Origin of the sequence: Shimia thalassica (assembly GCF_001458215.1) — a bacterium.
Lineage (GTDB): Bacteria > Pseudomonadota > Alphaproteobacteria > Rhodobacterales > Rhodobacteraceae > Shimia > Shimia thalassica.
Genome location: NZ_CYTW01000001.1, coordinates 1 through 12,064, shown reverse-complemented (window position 1 = coordinate 12,064; position 12,064 = coordinate 1). Strand labels below are relative to the sequence as shown.

General features: G+C 54.8%; 9 protein-coding genes. 6 read left to right on the top strand and 3 right to left on the bottom strand.

The genetic code is table 11. The features are described from left to right. Positions 1-12: 12 nt before the first annotated feature. From PH7735_RS00045 to PH7735_RS00035, 3 genes are all read right to left on the bottom strand, one after another. Positions 13-1,332 carry an HlyD family type I secretion periplasmic adaptor subunit gene (locus PH7735_RS00045; RefSeq protein ID WP_058309304.1) on the bottom strand — a complete coding sequence of 440 codons (1,320 nt, stop codon included), beginning with the start codon at positions 1,330-1,332 and terminating at the stop codon, positions 13-15. After that, entirely contained in the window at positions 1,329-3,491 is a 2,163-nt protein-coding gene (locus PH7735_RS00040; RefSeq protein ID WP_058309303.1) for a type I secretion system permease/ATPase, read from the bottom strand. Before PH7735_RS00040 ends, PH7735_RS00045 begins: the two co-directional genes overlap by 4 nt. 87 nt (positions 3,492-3,578) lie before the next feature. Beyond that, complete coding sequence (locus PH7735_RS00035) at positions 3,579-4,946, bottom strand: TolC family protein (protein WP_233488247.1); 1,368 nt, start codon at positions 4,944-4,946, stop codon at positions 3,579-3,581. A 205-nt stretch (positions 4,947-5,151) separates the two neighbouring features. Here PH7735_RS00035 and PH7735_RS00030 point away from each other — a divergent pair, with 205 nt between their 5' ends. From PH7735_RS00030 to PH7735_RS00005, 6 genes are all read left to right on the top strand, one after another. Beyond that, positions 5,152-5,844 carry an OmpA family protein gene (locus tag PH7735_RS00030; RefSeq protein WP_233488246.1) on the top strand — a complete coding sequence of 231 codons (693 nt, stop codon included), beginning with the start codon at positions 5,152-5,154 and terminating at the stop codon, positions 5,842-5,844. A gap of 417 nt (positions 5,845-6,261) precedes the next feature. Then, positions 6,262-7,017 carry a hypothetical protein gene (locus PH7735_RS00025; protein ID WP_058309301.1) on the top strand — a complete coding sequence of 252 codons (756 nt, stop codon included), beginning with the start codon at positions 6,262-6,264 and terminating at the stop codon, positions 7,015-7,017. A 263-nt stretch (positions 7,018-7,280) separates the two neighbouring features. Then, complete coding sequence (locus PH7735_RS00020; RefSeq protein ID WP_058309300.1) at positions 7,281-7,493, top strand: helix-turn-helix domain-containing protein; 213 nt, start codon at positions 7,281-7,283, stop codon at positions 7,491-7,493. 209 nt (positions 7,494-7,702) lie between these two features. After that, positions 7,703-9,283 (top strand): tyrosine-type recombinase/integrase, encoded by a 1,581-nt coding sequence (locus PH7735_RS00015; protein WP_158503142.1) that lies wholly within the window; start codon positions 7,703-7,705, stop codon positions 9,281-9,283. Continuing rightward, entirely contained in the window at positions 9,280-10,392 is a 1,113-nt protein-coding gene (locus PH7735_RS00010; protein WP_058309298.1) for a site-specific integrase, read from the top strand. Before PH7735_RS00015 ends, PH7735_RS00010 begins: the two co-directional genes overlap by 4 nt. Then, positions 10,389-12,053 carry a recombinase family protein gene (locus tag PH7735_RS00005; RefSeq protein ID WP_058309297.1) on the top strand — a complete coding sequence of 555 codons (1,665 nt, stop codon included), beginning with the start codon at positions 10,389-10,391 and terminating at the stop codon, positions 12,051-12,053. The genes PH7735_RS00010 and PH7735_RS00005 overlap by 4 nt, the downstream gene beginning before the upstream one ends. Positions 12,054-12,064 lie beyond the last annotated feature (11 nt).

Sequence of the window (12,064 nt, the reverse complement as noted above, 5' to 3'; positions counted from 1 at the left end):
TCCAAACCTGCTTTACCGTTCCCGCAAAGCTTCCAGCCGGGCTTTTCGGAACGGCTTGAGCAGGTAATCCAGAACGGTCCGCTCACCGGTCTGGATGTCCAGAGATGCCACCATGCCCGGACGGATTTCGTGATTTTCGTCGCCGCGTGTCAAAACGTTACTGTCTGTTTCGACAATGATCGGGAAATAGATTTCGCCGGTGGCCTCGTCCTGTTGCGCATCGGCCCCGACGCGCATGACACGCCCCGCCAACGCCCCGTAGATCGTGAAATCAAAGGATGTCAGCTTTACGCTTGCGGGAAGACCGGCATACACAAACGCCACATCTTCGGGCCTGATGCGGCCTTCGACCTGCAAGCGGTCTTCCTGTGGAACGATCTGCAAAAGTTCTTCGCCCGGCGCGATAACAGAACCGATTGTGTGCACATTCAGGACCGACACAATGCCTGTCACGGGCGCGCGCAAATCGGCGCGCGAAACAACGTCACTCGCGCTTTTGATGCTTTCTTCGATCACGCTGATCTGGTTCAGCGTGTCAGAGCGTTCCAGACTGATTTCGGCGCGCCGCTGCAACCTGAGTTCTTCCAGACGGGCCTCTGCTTCGCGCAGGGCCGCACGTGCCTGTTCCCTACGGCTGGCAAGCGCGTCTTCTTCCTGACGACGCGCGGACAGTTCACGTTCGATCGGGATGATCTGCGCACGCGGGACAACGCCGCTGGCGTTTTTCAGGTCAATTTCTTCCTGAAGTAGCGCGATGCCTTCTGCCACGCGGGTCAGATTACCTTCTGTCTCTTCGATTTCTCTCTGGCGTTGGTTCAGCTGCGCCTCGAGAACGGCCCGCTGACCGAAATAGCTTGCCAGCCTGCTGTCAAAAATGGCGATCTCTCGAAGAGCTTCTGCGCTTTCGGGATCAACAGTCGTGTTCTCGAACGTCAGCACCTCATCTCCGCGCAGTTCTGACGCGAGGCGCATGCCCCTGATCGACAGAGCATACATCTGTGCCTTCAACTCGCCCAAAGAGGCAGAAGACCCGGTGTCATCTATCCGCACAAGGATATCACCGGCTTGGACGACATCCCCTTCGCGCACCAGAATGTCCCGGATAATACCGCCTTCAAGACTTTCCAGAACGCGGGCTTTGCCGGATGGCACCACCCTGCCCTGTGCGCGGGCCACTTCTTCGATACGGGCCTGTGAGGCCCAAACCAGCGCGGCCACCAGAAGGGTCACCAGCGCAATCAAAAGCAGTGTCAAAGAACGTGCCGACCGTCCAAGACGGGCCGCGTCTTGGCCTTGGGCGAATTCGCGAATTTGCCAATCCTGCCTGCTCATTTTTGTTTGACCTTCAATGAAGCCAGAACCGTATCCCGCGCGCCATCCATTTTGAGTTGGCCGTCCTCGAGCACCATGATGCGGTCAACAAGCGCCAGAAGGCTTGTCCGGTGGGTTGATACAACCAGCGTCATTGGGCGTTGCGACAAGATGCGTTTCAGCCTTTCAACAAAAAACTGTTCGGTGGCTGTGTCCATCGACGATGTCGGCTCATCCAGAATGAGCACCCGCGGTTTTGGCAAAAGAGCACGCGCCAAGGCGATCATTTGCCTTTGCCCCCCGGACAGGTTTGCGCCGCGTTCCGCGATCTGCATCGCAAAACCCATCGGATTTTTAGCCGCCAACTGATCAACGCCTGTCATGCGGGCCACGCGCAACACATCTTCGACGGTGGCCTGTGGCATTCCAAATGCGATGTTTTCGGCAAGTGTTCCGGAAAACAGAACTGCATTCTGGGTCACCAGTTGCACATCGCGCCGCAAGGTTGCCGTTCCCAGTTGCGCAATGTTCAAACTATCAAGCGTGGCAAGCCCCGACGTCGGGTGGTAAAGCCCGCTCATCAACCGCACCAGACTGGTTTTACCAGCGCCAACAGGGCCGATGATGCCGATGCGTTCCAATCCGGATGCCGAAAAGGACACCTCTTTCAGGGCCGGCACCGAGGTTCCCGGATATTCGAGCGACACATCTTTGAAATCATACGCGCCCTGATCAATGCCAGCGTTCAGAATGACACCGCTCGAAGGTTTCTGAGACGGGCTTTCCATCAGGGCGTTCAGGCTGCGCAGGGTCGAAAAGGCGAAACTCGCCCGTGTGAACAGGGATGCCAAAGACGCCGTGGGTGCCAAGGCCCGCCCCGAAAGGATCATCGCGGCGATCACGGCCCCCATCGTCAGGCTTCCCTCGAATGCGAGATAAACGCCAATGATGACGATCCCGATGCTGGAGGCCTGCTGCACAAAGCTGGTCACTGTTGTCGAGAACGTGGCGATCTTCTTGCTGCGCTCGTTCACGCGTGCGCTTTCAGCGACGTATTGTTCCCAACGCGCCTGCATCCGGCCCTGTCCGGCGATGGATTTGAGCGTTTCCAGCTCGGTCAGTGCCTCGACCGCAACCGCGTTTTTGATGCCCGTAGACTGTCGAGAGGCATTTGTGGCCCCGCGCAAGGGCACCATGGTGAGGACTCCCAGCGTGATGATCACAACCAGTGCGATGGCCGGCGGGTATGCCAAGGGCCCGCCAAGATAGGCAATAACGGCAATGAACAGAAAGCTGAAACAAAGATCCGTGAGCGTGGCCAGCGTTTGTGACGAGAAGAAATCGCGGACCTGCTCATAGTCTTTCAGCGTATTGATCAGCGCGCCGGCCGGTTGCATCGCTTGTTGCAACTCAAGATCCGACAAATGCCGGAAGATCGACGCCGACACGGCCTGATCAACATTTCGGCCCACGTTGTCGACCACGGATGACCGGATCCATTTCAATATGGCATCAAACACAAGCGCGACCCCGACAGCCGCCACCAAAGACCAGAGCGTGGTTATCGCGGCCGTGGGGAAAACCCGGTCATAGACATTCATTGTGAATATCGGAACGGCGAGCCCAAGCACATTCACCAGAACCGATGCCAGAATGACCTGAAAATACTCGGGCCAGTATTGCCCTGCGACGCTCCAGTACCAGTGACGCGGCGTTTTGGGGGCTTCGGCCTCTTGCGTGGTACGCGGCATATCCCGCCGCATGATCAGCAAATGGCCTGCATATAGTTTCTGAAAGTCTTCTCGCGATATTTCAACTTGTTCGTCGGATCGCGTCGGCCAGATAACCACGAAGCTGTCATTCAGACGCTCAACCAGAACACAGGCTTCTCGGTTTCGCATAAATAGAACAGCCGGCAAAAGACCATCCGGAACAGCACTCAGCTTTCGTTTCGTCAGATGGGCGCGAAACCCGTGCTGTTCGAGGGTCGAGACCGCCAAAGCCGGTGTCATCAGTCCGTCAGACGGCAAAGCAACCCCGGCCAACAGGCCCTCGGTGCCAATGTCATGACCATTCAAACGTGCGCACACTGCCATGGCCTGCACCAAAGGGTCCGCGGAAATACGGGCAAAATCCCACTCTTGTGCAGAGGCGGCTTTACCGCCAGTGCCCTTGGTCACAACAGGTTTGATTTGAATCCTGGGATTTGTGTCCGTCTTTTTGCGAGAGTCAGTAATTGCGCATCTCCTGCAACACCGCGAGGCGCGTTATTTTTCAACCGACTGTCGCCACTGGCGAAAGGTTTTGGCGTCAAACTGTTGCTCGCTGCTGGCTTCGCTCAGACCCGGCGCACCCACTTTTTCACCGGCGTATGGCTTGGCGTCTTCTGGTGCTTTGATGCCTAAGGTTGGCAGCAGAATACCAACCGAGGCAAGCAGGCGATATTCGGCATAAGTCGTCAAACTGCGCGCGTTGATCAGATTGGCTTCGGCCTGAAACAAGGCACCTTGAGTGTTCAACACATCCAGGAGAGACCGGTTTCCAACCACAAATTCGTTTTCATAGGCCTCGCGCAATTGGCGGGACAACCGGGCTTGGCCCTGAATGGTCGAAAGGCGTCTTTTGGCCGAACGCAGCGTTGACCATGATTGGCGAACCTCGCTTTCAACACGGCGTGTGCGGGACAACAGATGCGATTTGCTTTCGTTCACGCGGCGGGCCTGTTCCTGACGCACTGCGCGTTTGCGTGTGCCCTGAAACTCGTACCGCAACACAAGACCGACGCGGAAATCCTCTCGATCTCCGAGGAAGCCGCCGACGTCTTCGCCTGTGCGGCCTTCTGCTTCGAGGTGGAAAGACGGATATCGATTAGAGTTAGCCCTGCGAGACAACGCCTCGGCAGATCCGACATCTGATTGCATGAACTTGATTGTGGGATTGTCGGTGCGCGTGCGCCCCAAGGCGAGATCAAGCGAAGATGGCACCGCGCGGCTGACAGAGGGTAAGGTTTGAAGGGATTTCGGTTCAACGCCAACGGTCTCGAGAAACAGCGTTTCGGCATCTTCCGCGTTCAATTCGAACTCGAGAATGATATCTTCGGCAAGGTAAACGCGCTCTTCGCCTTGTTGCAGATCACCAATTCCAATGACGCCACGGTCATACCCTGTCTTAAGACGGGCATAGACATCTTTGTGATAGGTATAGTTCCGCTGGGCCAAGGACAGCAAAGACCGCGTGCGCAGGACATCAGAATACAGACGGACCGCTTCCAGCGACAAAACCTCGGAACGTTCAAGCACACGATAGGCCGCTGCGTCTATTCTATAGGCTTGTCGTTCGATTTCGGAACGTGTGCGATACCCGTCAAACAACATCTGGGAAACACGCGCGGTCAGTTCATATCCTTCAACCGAACCAGACGCAGCCCCAAGATCCGGAGACGCGTTTCCTCTGTTTTCACTGGTGCCAGCCCAAGCCTCCAGCTCGAATTTTGGTGAATAAAAATTGCGCGCTTGCTCGAGTTCGAACTCAATTGCCTGCTTGTTGGATTCCGCAGCCTTGATTTCCGGGTTCGTCTCAAGCACGTAAAGAATTGAGTCTTCGAGTGACAATGCCGAAGAAATATTCGGCCCCATGGCAGTCGCCATAAAAAAGATGACAGCAGGTATCTTTTTGAGCATTAGCAACCCTATTGGTTTCGTTCTTCAATCACGCTGATGACCAGCCTACACTCAAAAAATATGCGTGCCATACACATTTAGCACGTTACTTGAATAATTCCGACATATTGTTCACAGTGTTGCAACTCACAGTTCACACTCAGCGACTTAAGGACATCAAATGCGCTTGCAGTTTTTCTCTGTTATTTCGGTGTGTATGGCCCTGTTGTTGCCTTCTGTTTTGGTCGCTCAGGTGTTTGGAACGGTGAATTTCGATTTTGACTCTGACCAGCTTGATGCACAGGCCCAACAACAGATTCTTGAAATCGCTGACTCCCTGAAATCGGTGGATACCTACAAACCGACCGTCATCGTCGGATACACAGACGCGGTTGGCGGATCGTCTTACAATGACAACCTTGGTTTGCGACGCGCACAAGCCGTCGCAGAAGCGCTGCGAGCAGCGGGCGTTCCTGTTGAAAAGGTTGGAAAAACCGAAACGCGCGGCAAACATGATCTTTTGATTTCGGTCTCGACACCTGAGCGTCTTAATCGCCGCGTCACGGTTGGGCTGGAAGATATCCTTGCCGCCTGCAGGACCTATCGCGAAGTGCCTCTGTCCGTCTCGGACGTGGGTGAGGCACTGCAAAACGATCTCGTTCAGCGTGTGAAAGAAGCGTCGGAATACTATGGCCAGCTTAGCATCAATGGCGGGAACGGCGCCGCCTTTCAGATGGCAGGGGCCGCACGTGAAGATTGCGAACAGGCCGTTGGCTTCAAACGCGATTCAATCCGCAAAGTCGAATACGCCCAAAAGTGTTTCTGCAGCTCTGCACGGATGCAAGTGGCGTTGGGCTTGATCCCGGCGAACTGAACCTGCTTATATGTTAGGCCCTGATGGAGCTAACATCCCCTTATCTTCGATCTGATAGATTTGCGAGATGGAACCCATCTGGGGTTTGACCCAGCCCGTCGTTGGTGCGGGTGGCGGGAGTTTTTCCATGACATCGCAATCGAAACGTAGGTTGCTATGAGGTCCGGCGTATAGCTGAGGCCGATCGGGCCCTGAGCCGCTTCGATCATACCCGACCGCCAGGAAAATGCCGGAACGCGCAGTCCACCTTCCAATGTTATGCCCTTTTCGCCACTTGAATTTCGCTAAAATGCCCACAAGTATAGAAGCAAGACAACGTGAAGAGCGCGACTGCGAGGTCGCCACCAACCCGGATCCTGCTGGGTGGTCCTGTCGGAAGGCAGCACGAGGCAACTGATGCAACCAAGGAGATTTCACATGCAAAATCCAAGCCGCGACTGGGAATCAGTTCAATTGCATTTTGAGGAAATCGCCACACTTCTTGAGGTCCCTCAAAACAAACGTAATCTCTTTCTTCAAGAAGTTCTGGAGTACTCCGAAGTGCCAAGTTGGCTTCGTGACCAAGACATTTCGTATGACGTGATACGTTTGCATCGGCCTGCAAATGCGCTCCAAAAAACGGCTCAAAGGCTGGGAGAAGTCATTGAGGAGTTCTGCCAACACAGATTGACGTTGCATTTCTTGGCATCGCCCGAGCTTAGCCGAACTCTTGCACTGCTCCTCAATCAACCTGATGCAAACGCACTGTTTCCGGACCTAAGTTTCATTATTCCGAACCCGTCTAACGTTGAGTATCTTCCACAGCTTTCGAACTTTGAGGGTTTGGGGGCGATTGACGGATCCATCTCTAAAGACATCTCGATCAAATACGCCGAAGATCCCGATCTCGCTCTAATCTCACTACTGCGTGCGTTGCATAAGCCACTGGAACAGAGTCTAGAAGGTGATTGGCATAACAAAGGTGGCCGTCGATCCGATCGAATTCGGGAATACACACTGAAGACATTGCTTGCTCTGCACGATAAGGTTTTTGGTAGTCGAGCCACTTCCACGCCCACAGGCAAGTTCTGCACAATGTGCCATTATCTCTTTGAAAGTTTTGGCGAGTCCACGGATGGCCTAGATGAAGCGATCAAGCGTTTCTTGCTGAAGCAACGCGCCAAGTCTTCTTGACTAAGGCCAATGGTCATAACCTCACTCCGAAAGAGATGAGGTTGTGACCACTGGTTTATCGCCAACCTCGCCTAAGAAGGGTCCATGACGGACACTTCGCGCCAAAAAGCAACAGCAACTGACGATCGGCATAGCGCCTCTCTGAAGGCTTTGGTGCGCGTCCTTGCGCGTGCTTCGGCACGGCAGGTCGTGTCCGACATGGAACAGAAGCAAGGTGGGGCTAGAGACGTAGATCCTCCCCACTCCAAGTCGGAGGACCAAAAATGAACGACGTCGAACGCGAGCCCATGCTGACGGTTAGCGATGTGGCAGACCGCATGTATGTCTCGGAGCGTACCGTTTTTCGTTGGATAAAATCTGGGCACCTAAAGGCGTTTCGCACGGGCCGCGTCTTGCGGATCTCGGAGGCGGACCTCGAACGCTTTCTGCACATGTACCGAACTGGGCGCCGCGCGACCAATCTCCGAGCGCACTGATTTTCCCCTTGTTTTCAGCGGACCGACCGTACGCCAGGGAAACTCTGCCAGAAGAATACGTCATATTCCTCTCTACGTGTTTTCCCAAATTTCAACACCTGTCAGTAGGAGACACCATGGGACATCAACAGTCCAAACCCGTCACGCTAAATTGCGTGCTTGAGCACCTTAAATCCGCTGGGCACCTAACCAACAATCAGAGGTCCGCAATGGCATCTGCGGTCAAAGCAGTCGCCAAGATGCTGAATCGTCCTCCAAGTGGGGTAGCCATCGATATAGCCGCATTTAGGGTGGCCCTGGAACGCGGTCAGCCAGGACGTTTTGGCATAACGCCCAAGCGCTTCAGCAATATACGTTCAGCGTTTGCTCAAGCGCTCATCGAAAGCGGCGTCGACCTTGATCCATTGCACTTGACCGCACCTCTGACAGCAGAGTGGGCGAACCTAGACGCAATGATCACGAAGCTAACTGATCGCCGCGTTTTGATGCGCTTCATGAGGTGGTGCAGCTGTCACCGCGTGCCGCCAAAATCAGTAACACAGGAAGTTGTGGGGCAGTACTATGATCGCGTGATCACCCACAGCATCGCCACCAAGGCAGATGACAAATTCCAGATGCTGATCAATCGGTGGAACACGTACGCCAATACGGTTGGGGGTTGGCCCAATGTGCAACTCGCGGGCCTTGATCGGAAGAAAGGTTTCCAGATTCCGCACGCGGATTTTCCCGCAAGCTTTCAGAAGGAGCTTCAGGACTTCTACAAGTTCCTGATCGCGGACGATGTCTTTCAAGAACGCAGCCTTCCACCACAACGTCCGGTCTCAGCACAAAAGCGGGTTGAGAACCTCAAGCGCGCGGCGTCAATTCTCGTCCACAAGGGGGTTCCAATTGAACGCATCACTTCCTTGGCTGTACTCGTAGAATTCGACCACGCCAAAACCATTTTGACGTGGTATCTGGAGCGGACTGACAGAAAGCCCAATCGGCAAACGCAAATATACGCAACCGACTTGCGCTGTGTGGCTCGTCACTGGGTAAATCTTGGTGAGGAGGAGATGAGAGCTTTTGCCGATCTTTGCCGCCGTGTCCATTTCGAACAAACGGAGATGACGAGTCTCAACCGCGAGACTCTAGCGCAATTCAAGAACCCAGAGTTGGTGATGCGCTTCATCAACATGCCCAAAAAGGTTTTCGATCACAACTTACGGGTCAACGATCCGTCGCAGATCCAAGTGTTTCGTGCAAGTGCGGCCTTGGCTATTGCCATCCTGCAGTCGGTACCGATCCGCATAGAGAACCTGTGCAACATATCTCTGTCGCAGAACCTTGTTCGTCGAGGAACGAAGTATGTCCTCACCTTTGAGGCTCATGAGGTCAAAAACAACAAGGCGCTGGAGTATCCGTTGCCGGGCCGGGTGGCGAAGATGGTTGATCGCTACTTGGATCGGATTTGGCCTCAAATCGCGTCGCCCAATTGCGACGAACTATTTCCCGGAAAGAGAGGGGAGCGAAGAGCCAAAGCGGGGCTAGGCGAGGCAATATCGACTATATGCGAGCGGGAACTGGGTATACGGCTTACAGCCCATCAGTTTCGCCACATCTGTGGGTTTCTATATCTGCAGCACCGGCCAGGAGACTATGAGACCGTACGTGTTCTGCTAGGGCACAAATCCATCCAAACAACCATACAGTTCTACGCTGGTATGGAAATGGAAGCAGCAGTCGAGCGCTTCGACGAGGTGATCCACCAAACGGGCCGTGGCTCACGCGGCAATGGACGTCGCTTATGAATGCGCTTGCCGATAACAGCTACATCGCCCTGCCCTTTTCTGAATGGCCGCATGATGAACAGAACGCTTGGCTGTCGGCAAAAGCCAAAGGCAACGTTTTTGACGGTCAAGGCCCTGCAGCGGCATGGAGCCCCCACACTCAGGACAAGATAGAGTTAACCGTGGGACGGTTTCTCAAATGGCTTCTCGTAGGAAGGGGGATAGCGCATCCCAGGGTTCCCTCCAACCTAGACCAACCAACCCTGCAGTCTTACCTAGCTTTTCTGCAACCTCGGGTTAGCCCGGTCTCGGCGCACATGTATATCAATGACCTGCGCAGGTATTGCCAAGTAGCCAGGCCCGAAGCGGATAGGTCCGTCTTGAACACTTTAGCGCGTAACTTGCAGTGGCGCGCCACGCCGTCGCGCAACAAACGCGCCAAGATCGTCGATCTTAACGCCCTCGTAGATTTGGGGCGCGACTTTCAGGACATCGGACGCACGCTGATCGATACCCATCCAGTGCGTGGGGCAATCTTGGTACGCGACGGTTTTGCAATCAGTCTGCTTGCTCTTCGGCCGCTACGCATTCGGGCCTTTGGCTCACTGCAAATTGGCCACCACCTCGAACAAATTGGAGGCCAATGGCATATTCTGATCCCGCCGGAACTTTCCAAAACAAAGCAACATTGGGAAGGTCCTTTCCCCAATGTCCTGCGAGCTGACCTCGAGTACTACTTGGAGGTCGCACGCCCAAAGTTGCTGACCGATCAGAGGAGTAAACCTTGGGTTAAAAGGAGAGCAAAGGCGCGAACAGAGCTTTGGGTTGGTCGCAGCGGCCAAGCACTGCCACATAAAGAACTTGGCGCAGCCATCGCCAGGCATACCCAAAGGCACTTTGGCGTTCGCATTGGGCCTCACATGTTCCGCGACTGCGCGGCAACCTATGTGGCAATTTACAGCGGGAAAGACGTCGGCATAATAAAATCGGTTCTCGGTCACAGCACGATGCGTACCGCAGAACAGTACTACAACCAAGCGAACCAATCCGATGCCGTCGGAAAGCTAGATGAAGCCATAAGCGCCATCAGTGCAAATTTGACCCGCAAAAAAGGAAGGGCCCGAAGATGAACACCCCCCAAAACCGCGTAGCTCTTTACGCCCGTTACAGCTCCGATAACCAGAGGGACGCGTCGATCGAAGACCAACTGCGTCTGTGCCGTGAACGTGCAGGAACAGAAGGTTGGGACATTGTGGATAGCTACAGTGACAGATCCATTTCCGGTGCCAGCTTGATCCGGCCAGGTATCCAATCCCTTTTGGCAGATGCACAAAGTGGGCTGTTTGACATCGTTCTTGCGGAATCACTGGATCGCATTTCCCGGGACCAGGAAGATATCGCCGGCGTCTACAAACGTCTCAGTTTCGCGGGCATCCGGATTGTCACGCTGTCCGAGGGAGAGATCAATGAACTGCATATTGGGCTGAAGGGCACAATGAGCGCCCTGTTTCTCAAAGACCTCGCCGACAAGACACGGCGTGGTTTGCGCGGCCGCGTAGAAGCCGGACGGTCAGGGGGGGGCAACAGCTTTGGCTACGATCTCGTTCGTCGATTAGAGGCCGACGGTAGCCAAGCAACTGGGGAACGCACCATCAATTCACCCCAAGCAGCCACCATCACCCGCATTGTCGAAGATTATGTAAACGGAGCGTCGCCACGCAAGATTGCCCAATCTCTCAACAAAGAGGGCGTGACAGGCCCAAGAGGAACAGCTTGGGGCGCCTCAACCATTCATGGCAATGTCACCCGTGGCACAGGCATCCTGAACAATGAACTCTACATTGGGCGTCTGGTTTGGAACCGGCAGCGCTACATCAAAGATCCTGATACAGGTCGACGGGTTTCGCGCCTCAACCCGGAATCGGACTGGATTGTCGTTGAGACGCCTGACCTTCGTATCCTCCCACAAGAGCTTTGGGATGCGGCCAAATCTCGTCAGCAACGAACCGCACTCCCCCGGCGGAGCAATCTCGGCAGCGCCATGGGCAAGGTGCGACGCGCAAAATACCTGCTCTCAGGTCTTCTGACCTGCGGGGCCTGTGGTGGCGGCATGTCAGTGATTTCTCAAACCCACATTGGGTGCTCTGCGGCGCGCAACAAAGGTATTTGCAACAATCGCAAATCGATTGCGCGGGCGAAGGTTGAAGACCGGGTTCTCAGTGCGCTGTCTCGCAAACTGATGGAACCAGATCTGTTCAAAACCTTTTGCGAGGAGTTCACCGCGGAGACCAATCGGTTGCGATCAACCTCAAACACGTCTCGCGAGACAAAGGAAGCTGACCTCGCCAAAACCATTCACGCTCTGGACCGTCTGGTCCAAGCTCTGATTGATGGGGCGCCGGCCTCTGCCGTTAAGGGCAAAATGGCAGAATTGGAGGAGCGGAAAGCCAAGCTAGAGAGTGACCTGAAGTCAGCGCCCTCCCCTCAGCCTGTTTTGCACCCCAATATGTCGAGCCTCTACCACGCCAAAGTCAGCAACCTTGCCGACGCCCTTAATGCATCCGACCTGCGCAACGAGGCTGCTGAGGCGTTGCGGGCCTTGATTGACAAGGTTGTCCTGACACCAACTGAAGAAGGATATGACATAGACCTACAAGGGGATCTTGCCGGGATTCTGGGCTTAGCGACTGAACCAAAAGCAAAAACCGCCGAGGCTGGTGTTGCCGAGGCGGTTTTGCAATTATCGTTGGTTGCGGGGGTAGGATTTGAACCTACGACCTTCAGGTTATGAGCCTGACGAGC